Genomic DNA, 19,662 nt, shown 5'->3' on the forward strand with positions numbered 1-19,662 from the left:
TCATCCCTTTCCGGAAGACGCCTGCGCGCCGGTGTTTAAGTCGAGGTAGCGATCCAGCCACAGGTCCAATTGCCGGTAGGCGACTTGGCGCGGCTCCGGCAGCGACAAGAAGACGTCGTGTTTGGCGTCGGTCACCGGAACGATGGTGGTGCGGTTGCCGATGCAGCCCGCCCATCGCGCGATCTGGGTGACGTCGAGGACCGCGTCGCCGCGCTGCATTGCCGCCGCATCGTTGCCTTCGCGCACGCTGTGATCGGAGCGCAGGATCAGATTGGGCACACCGACGTCGAGCCCGCGATGCAGCCGCGCCTGGCCGCGGCGGACCGCGTGTAGCCACCCCAGGGTGATCGGGAAGCCGCCCAACGGTTTCCACGCCAGGTTGTAGTCGAACTCGCCGGCGTAGTCGCGGTGCAGGGTGGTGCCGTAGCCGCCTTCGGTGGGGGAACGGATCACGCCCTTGGCGCGCACTCGCGACAGGCCGGCTATCGCCGCGGAGGTGACGAACAACCGCAGGATCGCCGGGCCGTGCAGGTCCAGGAACGGGCTATTGAGAACCAGGCCGTGCACCAGGCCGCCGATGCCGGCGTGCGCCGCCGCGCCGCGCCGGCGCATCCGGTCCAGCCATAGCGGCAGGATGAGCCCGCCCAGCGAGTGCCCGTACACCAAGACCTTCGCCCGCTGATGCCGCTCGTTGATGACGGCCAGCGCCTGTTCGAGTTCGGCGTCGTAGGCGGCCAGGTCGGTGATGAAGTGCGGCGTCTGGCCCTCGCGATGCGAACGGCCGCACTTCTGCAGATCCAGCGCGTAGAACGCGAAACCCCGCTCGGCGAAGTGATCGGCCAGTTCGGTGTGGAAGAAGTAGTCGGTGTAGCCATGCACCGCGAGCACCGCGTGGTCGGCCCGGCCGGCCTGTGCCTCGGGGCCGCGCCGGATCAGGGTTGCGGCGATATCGCCCTCGCCGGCGGGATCGCGTCCCAGCGGGAGCGTGCGCTGCCAATACCCGGGCAGGACATCGGCCACCCAGCCAGTCACCCCGCCAGTCACGAGGCCAGCTTAAAGGTTTTGCTGGTGACGGGCGGGCCGCACGCGTCAGCGCCCGGATGGCGCCCGGGATAGCCTGGGACGGTGTCAGGCCTAGCCAGTACCGCGCGCACCGACGTCGCGCTGGTAGGCGCGGGGATCATGAGCGCCACGCTGGGTGCGTTGCTGCGGCGGCTGGAACCGGACTGGTCCATCACCTTGATCGAGCGGCTGGACGCCGTCGCCGCCGAAAGCAGTAGCCCGTGGAACAACGCGGGCACCGGTCATGCCGGGCTGTGCGAAATGAACTACACGCCACAGCGCGCCGACGGCTCCGTCGACATCACCAAAGCGGTGGCCGTCAACGAGCAATTCCAGGTGACCCGCCAGTTCTGGGCGTATGCCGTCGACAACGGCATGCTGGGCGACCCCGGCTTCGTCAACGTCGTCCCGCACGTGAGCTTCGTCCACGGCGCCGAGGGCGTGGACTATCTGCGCCGGCGTCAGCGGGCGCTGGCCGACAATCCGCTGTTCGCCGGCACGGAATTGATCACCGACGCGGCTGAGTTCGCCCGCCGGCTGCCGTTCATGGCCGCCAAGCGCGACTTCGCCGAGCCGATCGCGCTCAACTGGGCCGCTGCGGGCACCGACGTCGACTTCGGTGCGCTGGCGCGGCAGCTCATCGGCTTTTGCGTGCGGGGCGGCGCCACTGCCCTGTTCGGTCACGAGGTCCGCGACCTGCGCCGCCAATCCGACGGCAGCTGGACGCTGCTGGTTCGCAATCGCCGCACAGGCGAAAAACGCCGCTGCAACGCCAAATTCGTGTTCGTCGGCGCCGGGGGCGACGCCCTGCCGCTGCTGCAGAAGTCGGGCATCAAGGAGGTGAAGGGCTTCGCCGGATTCCCCATCGGGGGCCGGTTCCTGCGCGCCGGCAACCCGACGCTCACCGCCGCGCACCAGGCCAAGGTGTACGGCGTTCCCGCGCCGGGGGCCCCGCCGCTGGGGGCGCTGCATCTGGACCTGCGGTTCGTCAACGGCAAGCCGTGGCTGGTGTTCGGGCCCTATGCCGGCTGGTCGCCGAAGTTCCTGAAGCACGGCCACTTCTCCGACCTGCCGCGGTCGATCAAGCCCGACAACGTGTTGTCGATGCTCGGTGTCGGCGTCACCCAACTGACGCTGATCAACTATCTGATCGGCCAGCTGCGGCTCTCCGGACCGGATCGGGTGCGCGCGCTGCGCGAATTCGCCCCCCGTGCCGTGGATTCGGACTGGGAGCTGACGACGGCGGGCCAGCGCGTGCAGGTGATCCGCCGCGACAGCCGCAGGGGCGGGGTGCTCGAGTTCGTCACCACCGTGCTGAGCGACGCCGACGGCACCATCGCGGGGCTGCTCGGGGGTTCGCCGGGCGCGTCCACGGCCGTGCCGGCCATGCTCGATGTGCTGTCACGCTGCTTCGCCGGCCGGTACCGGTCGTGGCTGCCGACGCTGAAAGAGATGGTGCCGTCACTGGGGGTGGAGCTGTCCCGTGAGCCGGCGTTGTACGACGAGGTGTGGTCGTGGGGAACCAAGGTACTGCAGTTAGATTCCAGGGGGCGATCATGACGATGGCGCTGCGCCGCAGTTGGGCCAAAGACCTTGACGCTGCAACTCTTTACGAGTTGCTCAAGCTGCGGGTGGAGGTGTTCGTCGTCGAGCAGGCGATCCCGTATCCGGAGCTGGATGGGCGTGACCTGCTCGCCGAGACCCGGCACTTCTGGCTGGAGACACCCGACGGCGAGGTGATCTGTACGCTGCGGCTGATGGAGGAGCACGCCGGCGGCGAGAAGGCATTCCGGCTCGGCCGGCTGTGCACCAAGCGCGCGGCGCGGGGCCAGGGCCACACCACCCGGCTGCTGGCCGCCGCGCTGGCCGAGGTGGGTGACTACCCGTGCCGGATCAACGCGCAGACCTATCTCGCGGACATGTATGCCCAGCACGGATTCGTCCGCGACGGTGACGATTTCGTCGAAGACGGGGTGCCGCACGTGCCGATGCTGCGGCCCGGCTGGCGTCCGGTGGCCCAGACATGAACTCAGGCATGAAGCCCTATCCGTTCAGTGCGATTGTCGGGCACGATCAGCTTCGGCTCGCGCTGTTGTTGTGCGCCGTGCGGCCAGAGATCGGCGGGGCGCTGATCCGCGGCGAGAAGGGCACCGCGAAGTCGACCGCGGTGCGCGGCCTTGCCGCGCTGCTGTCGGCCGCAACCGGGAGCGCCGATGCCGGCTCGGGGGCCGGACTGGTCGAAATGCCGCTCGGCGCAACGGAGGACCGGGTCATCGGTTCGCTTGATCTGCAGCGCGTGCTGCGCGACGGTGAGCACGCGTTCTCGCCGGGACTGCTGGCCCGCGCGCACGGTGGCGTGCTCTACGTCGACGAGGTCAACCTGCTGCACGATCACCTGGTCGACGTGCTGCTCGACGCCGCCGCGATGGGGCGGGTGCACATCGAACGCGACGGCATCTCCCATTCGCACGAGGCCCGTTTCGTGCTGATCGGCACGATGAATCCCGAGGAGGGCGAACTGCGCCCGCAACTGCTGGACCGCTTCGGTCTGACCGTCGACGTGCACGCCTCGCGTGACGTCGACGTGCGGGCGCAGGTCATCCGGCGGCGGATGGCGTATGAGGCCGACCCGGACGCGTTCGCCGAGCGCTATGCCGAGGCCGACGCGGAGCTGGCGCGCCGGATCGCTTCCGCGCGTGCGCTCGTCGACGACGTGGTGTTGCCGGACAACGAATTACGGCGCATCGCGGCGCTGTGCGCGGCATTCGACGTCGACGGCATGCGGGCCGACCTGGTGGTGGCCCGCACCGCCGCCGCGCACGCCGCCTGGCGCGGCGCCAACACCGTCGAGGAGCAGGACATCCGGGTGGCGGCCGAACTGGCGCTGCCGCATCGGCGCCGCCGCGACCCCTTCGACGATCCGGGCATCGACCGCGACCAGTTGGACCAGGCCCTGGCGCAGGCCGGCCGCGACCCGGAACCCGACCCCGAGCCCGATCCGCCCGGTGGCGGTCAGTCGGCCAATGACCCTGAACCGCAATCTAATTCGCATGCTAGATCGCAACCACCCAAGCCCAGTGCGCCACCGGCGCAGACCTTCCGTACCCGGGCGCTGCGGGTGCCGGGCATCGGCGAGGGCGCACCGGGCCGACGGTCGCGGGCCCGCAACGTCTCCGGCAGGGTGGTGGCGGCCGCCGATGTTGACGACGCCGGTCCCGCGGCGCACGGACTGCACCTGTTCGCCACCCTGCTATCGGCGGCCGAGCGCGCGGGCGCGGGCCCGCTGCGACCGGGGCCGGACGACGTGCGCCGGGCCATCCGCGAGGGCCGCGAAGGCAATCTGGTGATCTTCGTTGTCGACGCGTCCGGTTCGATGGCCGCCCGCGACCGGATGGCCGCCGTCAGCGGCGCCACCCTGTCGCTGCTGCGCGACGCGTATCAGCGCCGCGACAAGGTCGCGGTGATCACCTTCCGCGGCCAGGGCGCGCGGCTGTTGCTGCCGCCGACGTCGTCGGCGCACATCGCGGGCCGGCGACTCGCCCGGTTCGACACCGGCGGCAGGACACCGCTGGCCGAGGGGCTGGTGGCCGCGCGCGAGCTGATCGTCCGGGAAAGGGCGCGCGACCGCGCGCGCCGTCCGCTGGTGGTGGTGCTCACCGACGGCCGGGCCAACGCCGGGCCGGACCCGTTGGGCCGCAGCCGAACCGCGGCGGCGCGGTTGGTCGCCGAAGGCACCGCCGCGGTGGTCGTGGACTGCGAGACATCGTATGTGCGGCTGGGCTTGGCCGGGCAGCTCGCCGGCCGGCTGGGTGCGCCGGTCGTAAGGCTGGAGCAGTTGCACGCCGACCACCTGACGCGGGCCGTGCGCAACGTCGCGTGAGAGTCGCCTGAAAGGGATAACCGTTTATGCCACAAGGCCGTCCGCTGCAGGTCCCCGACGATGGCCTGACCACCCGGTCGCGGCGCAACGCGCCGATATTGGCCGTCCACACCGGCGACGGCAAGGGCAAGTCGACGGCGGCATTCGGAATGGCGTTGCGGGCGTGGAACGCCGGGCTCGACGTCGCGGTGTTCCAGTTCGTCAAGAGCGCCAAGTGGAAGGTGGGCGAGGAGGCGGCATTCCGTCAGCTCGGGCAGCTGCACGAGCAGCACGGCGCCGGGGGCGCCGTCGAATGGCACAAGATGGGCGCGGGCTGGTCCTGGTCGCGTAAGGCGGGCGGCGAATCCGACCACGCCGCAGCGGCCGCCGACGGCTGGGCCGAGATTTCGCGCCGGCTGGCCGCGCAGCGCCACGACTTCTATGTGCTCGACGAATTCACCTATCCGCTGAAGTGGGGCTGGGTCGACGTGGACCAGGTCGTGGAGGTCCTGGTGGCCCGGCCCGGCCAGCAGCATGTCGTGATCACCGGGCGCGATGCCCCGCAGCGACTGGTCGAGGCCGCCGACCTGGTCACCGAGATGGGCAAGGTCAAACACCCGATGGACGCCGGGCGCAAGGGCCAAAAGGGCATCGAATGGTGAGTCCCGTTCCCGCCGTCGTCGTCGCTGCGCCCGCGTCGGGCAGCGGAAAGACCACGGTCGCAACGGGTTTGATGGGGGCGCTGCGCCAGGCGGGCCACAACGTCGCGCCGTTCAAGGTGGGCCCCGACTTCATCGACCCCGGCTACCACACGCTGGCCGCGGGGCGGCCCGGGCGCAACCTGGACCCGGTGCTGGTGGGCGAGCGGCTCATCGGTCCGCTCTACGCCCACGGCACCGCCGGTGCGCGCATCGCGGTGATCGAGGGGGTGATGGGACTCTTCGACGGGCGGATCGGGCCGGCCGCGACCACCCCGGCCGCGGGCTCCACCGCCCACGTCGCTGGTCTGCTGGGCGCGCCGGTGATCCTGGTGGTCGACGCGCGCGGCCAGAGCCACAGCATTGCCGCTCTGCTGCACGGCTTTTCAACCTTCGATTCCGCGACCCGCATCGCCGGTGTGATCCTCAACGGCGTCGGGTCGGCCCGACACGAGCAGGTGCTGCGGCAGGCATGCGGGCACGCCGGCGTCGATGTGCTCGGGGCCATTCCGCGCGCCGCCGAATTGGAGCTGCCCACAAGGTATTTGGGGCTCGTCACCGCCGTCGAGTACGGGCGGCGCGCCCGGCAGGCGGTGGACGCGATGACCGACTTGATCGCGCGCCATGTCGATCTGGGCGCCGTGGTCGCGGCCGCGGCCGCGCGTGTCGCCGACGCGCCGTGGGATCCCGCGGCGGCCGTGGGCGCGACTCCGCGAGGCGAGGCTGTCGTGGCAATGGCATCGGGCAAGGCGTTCAGCTTCGGCTACGCCGAACACGCCGAGCTGCTGCGCGCCGCCGGAGCCACCGTCGTCGAGTTCGACCCGCTGGTCGATCCGTTGCCTCACGGCACCGACGCGGTGCTACTGCCGGGCGGCTTCCCCGAGCAATTCACCGCCGAGCTCTCGGCCAACGACGTGGTCCGCCGGCAGATCAACGAGCTCGCCGCCACCGGCGCCCCGGTGCACGCCGAATGCGCCGGGCTGATCTATCTGGCCGACGAACTCGACGGGTATCCCATGTGCGGGGTGCTTGCCGGCTCGGCGCGGTTCACTCCGCGGCTGACGTTGGCGTATCGCGACGCGGTGGCCGTCGCGGATTCGTCGCTGTATTCCACCGGAGCGCGAGTCGTCGGGCACGAATTCCACCGAACCGCAGTCACATTCACCGGTAGTTACCAACCGGCGTGGGTGTATCGCGGTGACAGCGGGGACCATGACAACGCGCCGGTGCGCGACGGCGTGGTACACGCCGGGGTGCATGCGTCGTATCTGCACACCCACCCGGCCGCGACGCCGGACGCGGTGACGCGTTTCGTCGCGCACGCCGCCGGGCGCAACCACCACCCCACTAGGCTTGGCGGGTGACCGAGAGCGCCTATCTGGTCGGATTGCGGCTGGCCGGTAAGAAGGTCGTTGTAGTCGGCGGGGGAACCGTCGCGCAGCGCCGCTTACCCCTGCTCATCGCGACCGGCGCCAACGTCCACGTCATCTCCCGCACCGTCACCCGCGCCGTCGAGGCGATGAGCGGAATCACCTTGTCGTTGCGCGAATACCGCGACGGGGACCTCGCCGGCGCCTGGTATGCCATCGCCGCCACCGACGACGCGCAGGTGAACGCCGCGGTGGTCGACGAGGCCGATCGGCGCCAGATCTTTTGCGTCCGCGCCGACATCGCGATCGAGGGGACCGCGGTGACCCCGGCGACCTTCAGCTACGCGGGGTTGTCGGTCGGGGTGCTGGCCGGCGGCGAGCACCGCCGGTCGGCGGCGATCCGGTCGGCCATCCGCGAGGCGTTGCAGACCGGGGTGATCATCCCGGAAACCGCCGAAGAGAGCTCCGACGTGGTGCGCGGCGGGGTGGCGCTGATCGGTGGCGGTCCCGGCGACCCGGAACTGATCACCGTCCGTGGCCGCCGCCTGCTCGCCCAGGCCGACGTGGTGGTCGCCGACCGATTGGCGCCGCCCGAACTGCTCGCCGAGCTACCACCGCACGTGGAAGTCATTGACGCCGCGAAGATTCCGTACGGCCGGGCCATGGCGCAGGACGCGATCAACGAGGTCATGATCGACCGAGCCCGGGCCGGCAACTTCGTGGTGCGCCTCAAGGGCGGCGACCCCTTTGTGTTCGCGCGCGGCTACGAAGAAGTGTTGGCGTGCGCCGATGCCGGGATTCCCGTCACGGTGGTGCCGGGTGTGACAAGTGCCATAGCGGTTCCCGCATTGGCCGGCGTTCCCGTCACCCATCGGGCGGTAAATCACGAGTTCGTGGTGGTCAGCGGCCACCTGCCGCCCGGTCACCCCGAATCGTTAGTGAATTGGGATGCATTGGCAGCAATGTCTGGCACGATCGTTTTGCTGATGGCCGTCGAACGTATCGAGCTTTTCGTCGACGCCCTGCTGCAAGGGGGGCGACCTGCGGAGACGCCGGTGCTGGTAGTACAACATGGAACGACGGCCGCTCAGCAGACGTTGCGGTCGACTCTCGTCGACACGCCAGAGAAGATTCGCGCCGACGGGATTCGACCTCCCGCGATCATCGTCATCGGCCCGGTGGCGGCGTTCGGCGTTTAAACAAATCTTAAGATTACTGTAAGGTAACCCGATATGACGGCTCTCAACGACAGTGAGCGCGCGGTCCACAATTGGACCGCCGCGCGCCCCGATCGTCCAGCCCCGATGCGCGCCACGCGTCCGGCGGAGACCGCCTCACCACGTATGAGCAGGTACTACCCCGCATGGCTGCCGTCTCGCCGTTTCATCGCAGCGGTTATCGCGATCGGTGGGATGCAGCTGTTGGCGACCATGGACAGCACCGTCGCCATCGTCGCGCTTCCTAAGATTCAAAACGAGCTGAGCCTGTCCGATGCCGGCCGTAGCTGGGTGATCACCGCCTACGTGCTCACCTTCGGCGGGCTGATGCTGCTCGGCGGGCGCCTCGGCGACACCATCGGGCGAAAGCGCACCTTCATCGTCGGCGTCACCCTGTTCACCATCTCCTCGGTGCTGTGCGCCGTGGCATGGGACGAGGCGACGATGGTCATCGCCCGGCTGCTGCAGGGCATCGGTTCGGCCATCGCATCGCCGACCGGTCTGGCGTTGGTCGCGACCACCTTCCCCAAGGGGCCGGCGCGCAACGCCGCGACGGCCGTGTTCGCCGCCATGACCGCGATCGGTTCCGTGATGGGTCTGGTGGTCGGCGGGGCGCTGACCGAGGTGTCGTGGCGGCTGGCGTTCATCGTCAACGTGCCGATCGGGCTGGTGATGATCTACCTGGCCCGCACCGCGCTGCGGGAAACCAACCGGGAGCGGATGAAGCTCGACGCCACCGGGGCGATGCTGGCCACGCTGGCGTGCACCGCCGCCGTTTACGCGTTCTCGATGGGTCCGGAAAAGGGCTGGGTCTCACCCACCACCATCGGCTCGGGCGTGGTGGCATTGGCCGCGGCCATCGCCTTCGCGATCGTGGAGCGCACCGCCGACAACCCCGTCGTGCCGTTCGACTTGTTCCGTGACCGCAACCGGCTGGTCACCTTCGTCGCGATCTTCCTGGCCGGCGGACTCATGTTCAGCCTGACCGTGTCCATCGGCCTGTACGTGCAGGACATCCTGGGCTACAGCGCGCTGCGCGCGGGCGTCGGCTTCATTCCGTTCGTCATCGCGATGGGCATCGGCCTGGGCGTGTCTTCGCAGCTGGTGTCGCGGTTTTCGCCCCGGGTGCTGACGATCGGCGGCGGAGTCCTGCTGTTCTGGGCGATGATCTACGGCTGGGCGTTCATGAACCGCGGCGTGCCCTACTTCCCCAACCTGGTGCTGCCCATCGTCGTCGGCGGCATCGGCATCGGCATGGCGGTCGTGCCGCTGACGCTGTCGGCGATCGCCGGCGTCGGATTCGACCGGATCGGCCCCGTTTCGGCGATCGCGCTGATGCTGCAGAGCCTGGGCGGCCCGCTGGTGCTGGCGGTCATTCAGGCGGTGATCACCTCGCGCACGCTGTACCTGGGTGGCACCACCGGCCCGGTGAAGTTCATGAACGACGCCCAGCTGCACGCCCTCGACCACGGCTACACCTACGGCCTGCTGTGGGTGGCCGGGGTGGCCGTCATCGTCGGCGGTGCGGCGCTGCTCATCGGCTACACCCCCGAGCAGGTCGCGCACGCCCAGGAAGTCAAGGACGCGATCGACGCCGGGGAGCTGTAGCCCGGCTTTCCGTGTGCCCCTCGGGCGCCCTGACCGCACTCTCAAAGCCGTGAGCGCACACTCGGATTTCCTTCGCCGAAACCGCCGCCACTAGGCTTGCCCGCTGTGATCACCCGGATGTCCGAGTTGTTCCTGCGCACCCTGCGTGACGACCCCGCCGACGCCGAAGTGCCCAGCCACAAGCTGCTGGTTCGGGCGGGATACGTCCGGCCCGTCGCGCCCGGGCTGTACAGCTGGCTGCCGCTCGGGCTGCGGGTGCTGCGCAACATCGAACGCGTCGTCCGACAAGAGATGAATGCCATTGGCGGGCAGGAGATTCTGTTCCCCGCCCTGCTGCCGCGCGCGCCGTACGAGACGACGAACCGCTGGACCGAGTACGGCGACGGCATTTTTCGGCTCGAAGACCGCCGCGGCAACGACTACCTGCTCGCCCCCACCCACGAAGAGGTCTTCGCGCTGACGGTGAAGGGGGAGTACAGCTCCTACAAGGACTTTCCGCTGACGCTCTACCAGATCCAGATCAAGTATCGCGACGAGGCGCGGCCGCGGGCCGGCATCCTGCGCGCCCGGGAATTCGTCATGAAGGACTCCTACTCCTTCGACATCGACGAGGCCGGGCTCAAGGCGTCCTACCACGCGCACCGGGAGGCCTACCAGCGGATCCTCGATCGGCTGAAGGTGCGCTACGTCATCGTGTCGGCGGTGACCGGCGCCATGGGCGGCAGCGCCTCCGAGGAGTTCCTGGCCGAGAGCCCGGTGGGTGAGGACACCTTCGTGCGGTGCCTGGAGTCCGGTTACGCGGCCAACGTCGAGGCCGTCGTCACCGCCCGCCCGGACGCGCTGCCCATCGAGGGGCTCCCCGAGGCGGTGGTGCACGACACCCCCGACACCCCGACCATCGCCACATTGGTGGCCTGGGCGAATGAGGTCGGCCTGGGCCGCACGGTGACCGCGGCCGACACGCTGAAGAACGTCCTGGTCAAAGTCCGCCAGCCCGGCGGCGACTGGGAGCTACTGGCCATCGGCGTGCCCGGCGACCGCGAGGTCGACGACAAGCGGCTCAGCGCCGCGCTGGAGCCGGCCGAGTACGAGTTACTCGGCGACGACGATTTCGCCAAGTATCCCTTTCTGGTCAAGGGCTACATCGGGCCGAAGGCATTGCGGGACAACGACGTTCGTTACCTTGTCGATCCGCGGGTGGTCGACGGCACCAGCTGGATCACCGGGGCCGACGAGCCGGGCCGCCACGTGGTCGGGTTGGTGGCCGGTCGCGACTTCACCGCCGACGGCATCATCGAGGCCGCCGAGGTGCGCGAGGGCGACCCGTCGCCGGACGGCGCCGGCCCGCTGGTCTCCGCGCGCGGCATCGAGGTCGGCCATATCTTCCAGCTCGGCCGCAAATACACCGATGCCTTCACCGTCGACGTCCTCGGCGAGGACGGCAAGCCGGTGCGACTCATCATGGGCTCCTACGGCCTCGGGGTGTCGCGGCTGGTGGCCGTCGTCGCCGAGCAGCAGCACGACGAGCTGGGCTTGCGCTGGCCGGCGTCGATCGCGCCGTTCGACGTCCACCTGGTGATCGCCAACAAGGACGCCGAGGCCCGTGCCGGGGCCACGAGGCTGGCCGCCGACCTGGATCGGCTTGGGCTCGAGGTGCTGCTCGACGACCGCACCGCATCGCCCGGCGTCAAGTTCAAGGACGCCGAGCTGCTGGGCATGCCGTGGATCGTCGTGGTGGGGCGCGGCTGGGCGGACGGCGTGGTCGAGCTGCGCGACCGCTTCGGCGGACAGACCCGCGAGCTGGCTACCCGCACCTCGCTGGCCACCGACATCGTGGCGGCCCTGGCCGGTCGACCGGGCGGCTAGCTATTCCGGCTAGCTATGCCGGCTAGTTATTCATTGCCGCCCGGGAAACTCGTCGTGATGGGCCAGGCGTTCAGTACCCGGTTCCACCGGGCGGCCAAGACCGTGCCCTGGGACAGGGCCGTCGCGGCGAACGCGCGGTCGTCGGCCGTCTCGGCATGCTCGATGACGGCGCGCCACGCCGTCTGGCCGTCGGTTTCCATCCGCACGGCCAGCCGCGCCGCATCCGCCGGGCTGCCCACCAGCATCGGTAGCTGGTAGCCGGGGGCGGCGACCGGGGCGGTCACCTTGCGGGCGCTCAGCATGGCGATCACGTCGTCGCGGCGCTGGCGGTGCTGCAGTAGCGCCTCCACCACCAGGTTGTTGACGCCGGGCGGCGAGAGCGCGGACACGATGCCGTAGCCGTAGATCGTCGAGTGCTCGACGGACAGCGCGTCACACAGCGCCGCGTTGTCGGCGTCCTTGCCCGAGGTCATGGCGTCGGCCCCGCGGGCACCAGGGCCACCAGGTACGACGCCGTGCAGGACGCGGCGATGGAGCCGAGCAACCCGGCCCGGTAGCCCGATGACGAGGCCACCAACCGGCTGGCGCTCTCGGCCGATGCGCGCAGCGCGTTGACCACATCGCTCAGCGGCGGTGGCGGTGGCGGCGGCGCGCCCGGCTCGGCCGGGCTGGGGCTGGGCGTTTCGCTCGACGAGGACGAGAGCTTGCCGGCCGCCCGGGCGATCTCGGTGGACAGCGCCCGCGCATGCGCGGCGCGCTGGGTGGCGACGACGGTCAGCGCGGCGGCGATCTGCGGCGGGTTGCCGACGGCCGCCGCGGCGGCAGTCGCGAGCGCGCTGTCGCGGCGGGCCTGGTCCAGCGGCCCGAGCAACTCCTCGACGGCGGGGGGCTTGGGCGGGGACTCGCCACAGGCGGACGCGGCCACCCCGAGCGCGGCGATTGCCGCGCCGCCGGCGAGCACACCCCGCCGGTTGGTGACGGGTACGGGCACAGAAACATCCTGCCATTGCCACCTGCCATCGCGGGGAGGGCGGCCACGCCAAGAGGACCTCGACTGAACCACTACCTGACCCACTACCTGACCCACTACCTGACCATGCGATCCGCCCCGTCATGGGCGATTCCTGGCGTATCGTTGATAGCTGGTTCTCGTCGAACGCACAACGTTCCGCCGGGACGCCGGAAGCCGCCTGGGCGGCTGACAGGGCGGCGGTATCCGCCAGATGACCGGACAACTCAAGATGAGGAGCTCGCCGTGACCACCGGGCTACCTTCGCAGACGCAGGTGATCGAGCTACTCGGTGAAGAGTTCGCGCGCGCCGGCTATGAGATCGAAGACGTGGTCATCGACAGCCGCGCGCACCCGCCGCGGATCAGTGTGATCGCCGACGGCGATACTGCACTCGACTTGGACACGATCGCCGCGTTGTCGCGCTCGGCGTCGGCTTTGCTGGACGGCTCGGACCTTCTCGCCGGCATTCGCGAGCGCTACGTCTTGGAGGTCAGCTCGCCGGGTGTTGACCGCCCGCTGACCAGCGCGAAGCACTTCCGCCGCGCGCGGGGACGCAAGGTCGAACTGGCGCTGGCGGACGGATCGCGGCTGACCGGCCGCGCCGGTGAGACCCGCGACGAGACGCTGGCGTTGGTGGTCCGCGACGGGCGCGACTGGGCGGTGCGGCGGATCCCACTCGCCGAGATCGTGAAAGCCGTTGTCCAGGTTGAGTTTTCGCAGCCGCCCCAAGCGGAGTTGGAACTGGCGACTGGGGCCCTCATGGGGCAGGCCGACAGGACGGAGGCCGAAGCATGAATATCGACATGGCCGCGCTGCACGCGATCGAGGTGGACCGGGGGATCTCGGTCAACGAATTGCTCGAGACGATCAAATCCGCGTTGCTCACCGCCTACCGGCACACCCAGGGTCACCAGAACGACGCGCGCATCGAGATCGACCGCAAGACCGGCGTCGTCAAGGTGATCGCCCGCGAGCTCGACGAGGACGGCAACCTCATCAGCGAATGGGACGACACCCCGGAGGGCTTCGGCCGCATCGCCGCCACGACCGCACGCCAGGTGATGCTGCAGCGATTCCGCGACGCCGAAAACGAGCGCACCTACGGCGAGTTTTCGACCCGCGAGGGCGAGATCGTCGCGGGGGTGATCCAGCGCGACAGCCGCGCGAATGCGCGCGGCCTGGTCGTCGTCCGGATGGGCACCGAAACCAAGGCGTCCGAGGGCGTCATCCCGGCGGCCGAGCAGGTCCCCGGCGAGAGCTACGAGCACGGCAACCGGGTCCGGTGCTATGTCGTCGGCGTCACCCGGGGCGCCCGCGAGCCGCTGATCACGCTGTCGCGGACGCACCCCAATCTGGTGCGCAAGCTGTTTTCGCTGGAGGTTCCCGAAATCGCCGACGGCTCGGTCGAGATCGTGGCGGTGGCCCGCGAGGCCGGCCATCGCTCCAAGATCGCGGTCGCCTCCCGCGTGCCGGGCCTGAACGCCAAGGGCGCCTGCATCGGCCCGATGGGGCAGCGGGTCCGCAACGTGATGAGCGAGCTGTCGGGGGAGAAGATCGACATCATCGACTACGACGAGGATCCGGCCCGCTTCGTGGCCAACGCATTGTCGCCGGCCAAGGTGGTCTCCGTCTCGGTGATCGACCAGAGCGCCCGGGCCGCCCGGGTGGTGGTGCCCGACTTCCAGTTGTCGCTGGCCATCGGCAAGGAGGGCCAGAACGCGCGGTTGGCCGCCCGGCTGACCGGGTGGCGCATCGACATCCGCGGCGATTCGCCGGGAAGTTCCGAGGGGCACGCGGAGAACCAGTCCGAACACGGCGCCGGCCATCCGGTGGCACACGACCGCTGACCTGTAACCGCCCCGGCGCGGGCGGTTCTGACCATTGATCCGGTGACGCTAGACTGAGCCGTGATCCAGCGCGAGCCTTCGGAGTCGGCGCGCGGACGCCCGGGTGGACCGGTGCGGACGTGTGTTGGGTGCCGAAAGCGAGAGCTGGCCGTCGAACTGCTTCGAGTGGTAGCCGTGTCGGCCGGGAACGGCGAATACGCCGTGATCGTTGACACGGGGAGTAACCTGCCGGGGCGGGGTGCATGGTTGCATCCCGTACCGCAGTGCGTCCAGCAGGCGATTCGGCGGCGGGCTTTCACCAAAGCGCTGCGCATCGCCGGTTCACCGGACACGACCGCGGTGGTCGAGCACATAGCGACGCTTCGTGCGCTCGGCTCACCCGGCACCAACAGAAGAGGCAGCAAAGAACATGAGCACACCGTGAAGTCCCGATGACAATGCGTCATAGCTAAACCCGAGGCGCGGCCGCCCCACGACTGTCGCCTCATAGACAGGAGAAGTAGTGGCAGGTAAGGCCCGCGTACACGAGTTGGCTAAGGAACTCGGTGTCACCAGCAAGGAAGTCCTCGCCCGGCTGAATGAACAGGGCGAATTCGTCAAATCCGCGTCGTCGACCGTAGAGGCGCCGGTGGCTCGCCGGCTGCGCGAGTCGTTCGGCGGAGGCAAACCCGCCGCGGAAAAGGCCCCGGCCAAGGCCGCAAAGGCCGCCAAGGCCCCCGACCAGGCGCTGGACCAGGCCCTCGACAAGGCGATCGACAAGTCCGCCGGTAACGGCGAAGCCACCGCGACCCCTGCCCAGCCCGCCGCCAAGGCGTCCCCGGCCGCGGCGGCGGAGGCGACTGCGCCACCCGCGCCGCCGGCGGGCCAGCCGAAACCGCCGGCCCCGGGCCAACCGGCGACCCCTGGGATGACGCCGGGACCGCGTCCCGGTCCGGCGCCGAAGCCGGGCGTGCGCACCCCGCGCGTCGGCAACAACCCGTTCTCGTCGGCGCAACCCGTCGACCGGCCCATCCCGCGTCCCATGGCGCCGCGTCCCGGCGCGGCCCGGCCCGGGGCACCGCGCCCGGGCGCGTCGCCGGGCAGCATGCCGCCGCGTCCCGGCGGCGCCGGTGCGCAAGGCCGTCCGGCGCGCGCCGGTGGTCCGCGTCCCGGCGGCGGCCGGCCCGGTGGGCCTGGTGGCGGCCGCGATGCCGGTGGCGGTAACTACCGCGGCGGCGGAGGCGGCGTCGGAGCGGCACCTGGAGGCGGCGGTTTTCGAGGCCGTCCCGGCGGCGGCGGTCGTCCCGGGCAGCGCGGCGGCGCGGCCGGCGCATTCGGCCGTCCCGGCGGTGCGCCGCGGCGTGGTCGCAAGTCCAAGCGGGCGAAACGCGCCGAATACGAGAACATGCAGGCGCCGGTCGTCGGTGGCGTGCGGTTGCCGCACGGCAACGGCGAGACGATCCGGTTGGCCCGCGGGGCCTCCCTGTCCGACTTCGCCGAGAAGATCGACGCCAACCCGGCCGCACTGGTGCAGGCGCTGTTCAACCTCGGCGAGATGGTGACGGCCACCCAGTCGGTGGGCGACGAGACGCTCGAGCTGCTGGGCAGCGAGATGAACTACGTCGTGCAGGTCGTCAGCCCCGAGGACGAAGACCGCGAGCTGCTGGAGTCGTTCGACCTGACCTACGGCGAGGACGAAGGCACCGAGGAAGACCTGCAGACGCGTCCGCCGGTGGTGACCGTGATGGGTCACGTCGACCACGGTAAAACCCGGCTGCTGGACACGATCCGAAATGCCAGCGTCCGCGAGGCCGAGGCGGGTGGCATCACCCAGCACATCGGCGCCTACCAGGTTTCCGTCGACCTCGACGGCGCCGAGCGGCTGATCACCTTCATCGACACCCCGGGTCACGAGGCGTTCACCGCCATGCGTGCCCGCGGCGCCAAGGCCACCGACATCGCGATCCTGGTGGTCGCCGCCGACGACGGCGTGATGCCGCAGACGGTGGAGGCCATCAACCATGCGCAGGCCGCCGACGTGCCGATTGTGGTGGCGGTCAACAAGATCGACAAGGAAGGCGCCGACCCGGCCAAGATTCGCGGGCAGCTCACCGAATTCGGTTTGGTGCCAGAGGAATTCGGCGGCGACACGATGTTCGTGGACATCTCGGCGAAGGTGGGCACCAACATCGAGGCGCTGGAGGAGGCGGTGCTGCTGACCGCGGACGCCGCGCTGGACCTGCGGGCCAACCCCGACATGGAGGCCCAGGGTGTGGCGATCGAGGCACACCTGGACCGCGGCCGCGGGCCGGTGGCCACCGTGCTGGTGCAGCGCGGCACGCTGCGCGTCGGCGACTCGGTGGTCGCCGGCGACGCCTACGGGCGGGTCCGCCGCATGGTCGACGAGCACGGCGAGGACGTCGAGGAGGCGCTGCCGTCGCGGCCGGTGCAGGTCATCGGCTTCACGTCGGTGCCCGGCGCCGGTGACAACTTCCTGGTCGTCGACGAGGACCGCATCGCACGCCAGATCGCCGACCGGCGCAGCGCCCGCAAGCGCAACGCCCTGGCGGCGCGTTCCCGCAAGCGGATCAGCCTGGAGGACCTGGACTCGGCGCTGAAGGAAACCAGCCAGCTGAACCTGATCCTCAAGGGCGACAACGCCGGTACCGTCGAGGCGCTGGAGGAGGCCCTGATGGGCATCCAGGTCGACGACGAGGTGGAACTGCGCGTCATCGACCGCGGCGTCGGTGGCATCACCGAGACCAACGTCAACCTGGCGTCGGCCTCCGACGCGGTGATCATCGGCTTCAACGTCCGCGCCGAAGGCAAGGCGACGGAGCTGGCCAACCGCGAAGGCGTGGACATCCGCTACTACTCGGTGATCTACCAGGCGATCGACGAGATCGAGAAGGCGCTGCGCGGCATGCTCAAGCCGATCTACGAGGAGAACCAGCTGGGCCGCGCCGAGATCCGCGCGATCTTCCGGTCCTCGAAGGTCGGCGTCATCGCCGGCTGCCTGATCACCTCCGGGATCGTGCGCCGCAACGCCAAGGCCCGGTTGTTGCGCGACAACATCGTCGTGTCCGACAACCTGACGATCACCTCGCTGCGGCGGGAAAAGGACGACGTGACCGAGGTCCGTGACGGCTTCGAATGCGGTATGACACTGGGTTACTCCGACATCAAGGAAGGCGACATCATCGAGTCCTACGAGCTCGTCCAAAAGGAACGCGCCTAATGGCAGATCCCGCTCGGGCGCGCCGGCTGGCCAAGCGGATCAACACGATCGTCGCGTCGGCGATCGAGTTCGAGATCAAGGATCCCGGGCTGGACGGGGTGACCATCGTCGACACGAAGGTGACAGCCGACCTGCACGATGCGACGGTGTTCTACACCGTGATGGGACGCACGCTCGACGACGAGCCGGACTACGCGGCCGCCGCGGCCGCGCTGGATCGCGCCAAGGGCGCCCTGCGCACCATGGTCGGGGCCGGAACCGGTGTGCGCTTCACTCCGACGTTGACGTTCACCCGGGACACGACGTCCGACACCGTGCGACGGATGGACGAGTTGTTGGCCCGTGCCCGCGCCGCGGACGCCGATCTGGCGCGGGTTCGGGTGGGCGCCAAGCCGGCAGGGGAGGCCGACCCGTACCGTGAGACGGGGCTCGACGCTAAGGACACCGGTGACGACGATCAACGCGAAAACTGAGCTGGCCGATGCCCCGGTTGCCGGGGTACGCGTCGACGCGGTGCGCGCCGCCGAGTTGCTGGCGGCGGCGACGACGATCGCGGTGGTCTGCCACGTCCATCCCGACGCCGACACCATCGGTGCGGGGCTGGCCCTGGCCACGGTCCTGGATCGGTGCGGCAAAGAGGTCGAGGTCGGTTTCGCCGCGCCCGAGACGTTGCCGGAGTCGTTGGGGACGCTGCCCGGCTGCCACCTGCTGGTGCATCCCGACGCGATGCGCCGCGACGTGGATTTGGTTGTGACCGTTGACGTTCCGAGCGCCAAACGGCTCGGTGCCCTGATTGACCTGGCCGGCCCGGACCAGCACCTGCTGGTGATCGATCACCACGCTTCCAACGAGGAGTTCGGTACCGCGAATTTCGTCGACCCGTCGGCGGACTCCACCACGCTGTTGGTTGCCGAACTGCTCGACGCGTGGGGCCAGCCGCTCGATACCGCCGTCGCGCATTGCATTTACGCGGGACTGACGACCGACACCGGGTCCTTCCGCTGGGCCAGCGCCCGGGCTCACCGGCTGGCGGCCCGGCTCGTGGACGCCGGCGTGAACAACGCCGCGATATCCCGGGCGCTGATGGACACCCATCCATTCGCGTGGCTGCCGATGCTGTCGCGGGTGTTGGGTTCGGCGCAGCTGGTGCCCGACGGGGCGGGTGGCCGCGGTCTGGTCTACGTGGTCGTCGACAACTCCGAATGGGTCAACTCGCGCCCGGAGGAAGTCGAGAGCATCGTCGACATCGTGCGCACCACGCAGCAGGCCGAGGTGGCCGCGGTGTTCAAGGAGGTCGACCCGCAACACTGGTCGGTGTCGATGCGCGCCAAGGCCGAGGTGGATTTGGCGGCGGTCGCGTCCGTGTTCGGCGGCGGTGGCCACCGGCTGGCCGCCGGCTATTCGACGACCGGCTCGGTCGACGACGTCGTCGCCTCGCTGCGCACCGCGCTCGGCTGATCGGGTTACAGCGCCGGCCGCCTCACTTTGTCTTGGGCATGGCGTCACCCCAATAGGCGAGGACGGCGATGGCGAAGGCAATGAACACGATCGCCAGGCCGAGGGCCGGCCACTTCCACATGACGGTTCGGCGAGTGGTCCGACGAACGCCGGAGACGATCGCCCCGATGCCCGCCAGCAGCGCGGCAAGAGCGATCCCGCCGACGATGACGCCCGCTCCGCTCCACATGTTGTGAACGAAGCGCGTCACCGCTGGGCTGTCGCAGTCATCACTGCAAATGGGCATCATCGTCCACAACAAACCCAGCGCCGCGGCGGCGAGCGCCAGCAGGCTGGCCCCTGCTTGAATTACGAAAAGGGTTATGGTCGCGGCCTTGTCGGCGGTCGATCGCTGCCGGGGAGGCGGCGGAAAGCTCGCACCGTAGGGCGGCCTGTGAAAGGTCACGCG

The 19,662-nt window shown here is 69.8% G+C and carries 18 protein-coding genes; 14 read left to right on the forward strand and 4 right to left on the reverse strand.

Going from position 1 to position 19,662, the window contains the following annotated elements:
- Nucleotides 1-1,032: an alpha/beta hydrolase gene (locus A5744_RS18745; RefSeq protein WP_076063559.1), complete on the reverse strand. Its 1,032-nt coding sequence runs from the start codon at nucleotides 1,030-1,032 to the stop codon at nucleotides 1-3.
- Between the two features lie 93 nt (nucleotides 1,033-1,125).
- Between A5744_RS18745 and mqo the strand changes: the two genes are divergently transcribed.
- The 8 genes from mqo to A5744_RS18785 all read left to right on the forward strand — a co-directional run bounded on the left by mqo (nucleotide 1,126) and on the right by A5744_RS18785 (nucleotide 11,680).
- Nucleotides 1,126-2,622 carry a malate dehydrogenase (quinone) gene (mqo, locus tag A5744_RS18750; RefSeq protein ID WP_076063561.1) on the forward strand — a complete coding sequence of 499 codons (1,497 nt, stop codon included), beginning with the start codon at nucleotides 1,126-1,128 and terminating at the stop codon, nucleotides 2,620-2,622.
- Entirely contained in the window at nucleotides 2,619-3,089 is a 471-nt protein-coding gene (locus A5744_RS18755; RefSeq protein ID WP_076063563.1) for a GNAT family N-acetyltransferase, read from the forward strand. The genes mqo and A5744_RS18755 overlap by 4 nt, the downstream gene beginning before the upstream one ends.
- Before the next feature lie 8 nt (nucleotides 3,090-3,097).
- On the forward strand, nucleotides 3,098-4,942 hold the full coding sequence (locus A5744_RS18760; protein ID WP_076063564.1) for a magnesium chelatase subunit D family protein: 1,845 nt from the start codon (nucleotides 3,098-3,100) through the stop codon (nucleotides 4,940-4,942).
- 26 nt (nucleotides 4,943-4,968) lie between these two features.
- Complete coding sequence (gene cobO / locus A5744_RS18765; protein ID WP_076063566.1) at nucleotides 4,969-5,583, forward strand: cob(I)yrinic acid a,c-diamide adenosyltransferase; 615 nt, start codon at nucleotides 4,969-4,971, stop codon at nucleotides 5,581-5,583.
- A complete protein-coding gene (locus A5744_RS18770; RefSeq protein ID WP_076063568.1) occupies nucleotides 5,577-6,983 on the forward strand; it encodes a cobyrinate a,c-diamide synthase in 1,407 nt (468 codons plus the stop codon). The genes cobO and A5744_RS18770 overlap by 7 nt, the downstream gene beginning before the upstream one ends.
- A complete protein-coding gene (gene cobA, locus A5744_RS18775) occupies nucleotides 6,980-8,188 on the forward strand; it encodes a uroporphyrinogen-III C-methyltransferase (RefSeq protein ID WP_076063570.1) in 1,209 nt (402 codons plus the stop codon). The genes A5744_RS18770 and cobA overlap by 4 nt, the downstream gene beginning before the upstream one ends.
- 33 nt (nucleotides 8,189-8,221) lie before the next feature.
- The gene (locus A5744_RS18780) at nucleotides 8,222-9,814 is read left to right on the forward strand and encodes an MFS transporter (RefSeq protein WP_076063572.1); all 1,593 of its coding nucleotides are present in this window, start codon (nucleotides 8,222-8,224) and stop codon (nucleotides 9,812-9,814) included.
- 105 nt (nucleotides 9,815-9,919) lie between these two features.
- A complete protein-coding gene (locus tag A5744_RS18785; protein WP_076063575.1) occupies nucleotides 9,920-11,680 on the forward strand; it encodes a proline--tRNA ligase in 1,761 nt (586 codons plus the stop codon).
- Between the two features lie 26 nt (nucleotides 11,681-11,706).
- Here A5744_RS18785 and A5744_RS18790 read toward each other — a convergent pair whose 3' ends face one another.
- Together A5744_RS18790 and A5744_RS18795 are read right to left on the reverse strand one after the other, a co-directional pair.
- The gene (locus A5744_RS18790; RefSeq protein WP_076063576.1) at nucleotides 11,707-12,153 is read right to left on the reverse strand and encodes a ferritin-like domain-containing protein; all 447 of its coding nucleotides are present in this window, start codon (nucleotides 12,151-12,153) and stop codon (nucleotides 11,707-11,709) included.
- On the reverse strand, nucleotides 12,150-12,671 hold the full coding sequence (locus tag A5744_RS18795) for a hypothetical protein (protein WP_170874533.1): 522 nt from the start codon (nucleotides 12,669-12,671) through the stop codon (nucleotides 12,150-12,152). The genes A5744_RS18790 and A5744_RS18795 overlap by 4 nt, the downstream gene beginning before the upstream one ends.
- Before the next feature lie 264 nt (nucleotides 12,672-12,935).
- Here A5744_RS18795 and rimP point away from each other — a divergent pair, with 264 nt between their 5' ends.
- The 6 genes from rimP to A5744_RS18825 all read left to right on the forward strand — a co-directional run bounded on the left by rimP (nucleotide 12,936) and on the right by A5744_RS18825 (nucleotide 19,214).
- Nucleotides 12,936-13,487, forward strand: coding sequence for a ribosome maturation factor RimP (rimP, locus tag A5744_RS18800; protein ID WP_076063578.1), 552 nt, complete (start codon nucleotides 12,936-12,938; stop codon nucleotides 13,485-13,487).
- The gene (nusA, locus tag A5744_RS18805; protein ID WP_076063580.1) at nucleotides 13,484-14,539 is read left to right on the forward strand and encodes a transcription termination factor NusA; all 1,056 of its coding nucleotides are present in this window, start codon (nucleotides 13,484-13,486) and stop codon (nucleotides 14,537-14,539) included. The genes rimP and nusA overlap by 4 nt, the downstream gene beginning before the upstream one ends.
- Nucleotides 14,540-14,713: 174 nt before the next feature.
- Entirely contained in the window at nucleotides 14,714-14,974 is a 261-nt protein-coding gene (locus tag A5744_RS18810) for a DUF448 domain-containing protein (protein ID WP_346425767.1), read from the forward strand.
- Between the two features lie 67 nt (nucleotides 14,975-15,041).
- Nucleotides 15,042-17,756, forward strand: a complete 2,715-nt coding sequence (gene infB, locus A5744_RS18815) for a translation initiation factor IF-2 (protein WP_076063582.1) — start codon at nucleotides 15,042-15,044, stop codon at nucleotides 17,754-17,756.
- A complete protein-coding gene (rbfA, locus tag A5744_RS18820; RefSeq protein WP_076063583.1) occupies nucleotides 17,756-18,229 on the forward strand; it encodes a 30S ribosome-binding factor RbfA in 474 nt (157 codons plus the stop codon). The genes infB and rbfA overlap by 1 nt, the downstream gene beginning before the upstream one ends.
- Complete coding sequence (locus A5744_RS18825; protein WP_076063586.1) at nucleotides 18,204-19,214, forward strand: bifunctional oligoribonuclease/PAP phosphatase NrnA; 1,011 nt, start codon at nucleotides 18,204-18,206, stop codon at nucleotides 19,212-19,214. The genes rbfA and A5744_RS18825 overlap by 26 nt, the downstream gene beginning before the upstream one ends.
- A 22-nt stretch (nucleotides 19,215-19,236) precedes the next feature.
- Here A5744_RS18825 and A5744_RS18830 read toward each other — a convergent pair whose 3' ends face one another.
- Nucleotides 19,237-19,659: a hypothetical protein gene (locus A5744_RS18830; RefSeq protein WP_076063588.1), complete on the reverse strand. Its 423-nt coding sequence runs from the start codon at nucleotides 19,657-19,659 to the stop codon at nucleotides 19,237-19,239.
- Nucleotides 19,660-19,662: the final 3 nt, after the last annotated feature.

Source organism: Mycobacterium sp. IS-1264 (assembly GCF_001954195.1).
Taxonomy (GTDB): domain Bacteria; phylum Actinomycetota; class Actinomycetes; order Mycobacteriales; family Mycobacteriaceae; genus Mycobacterium.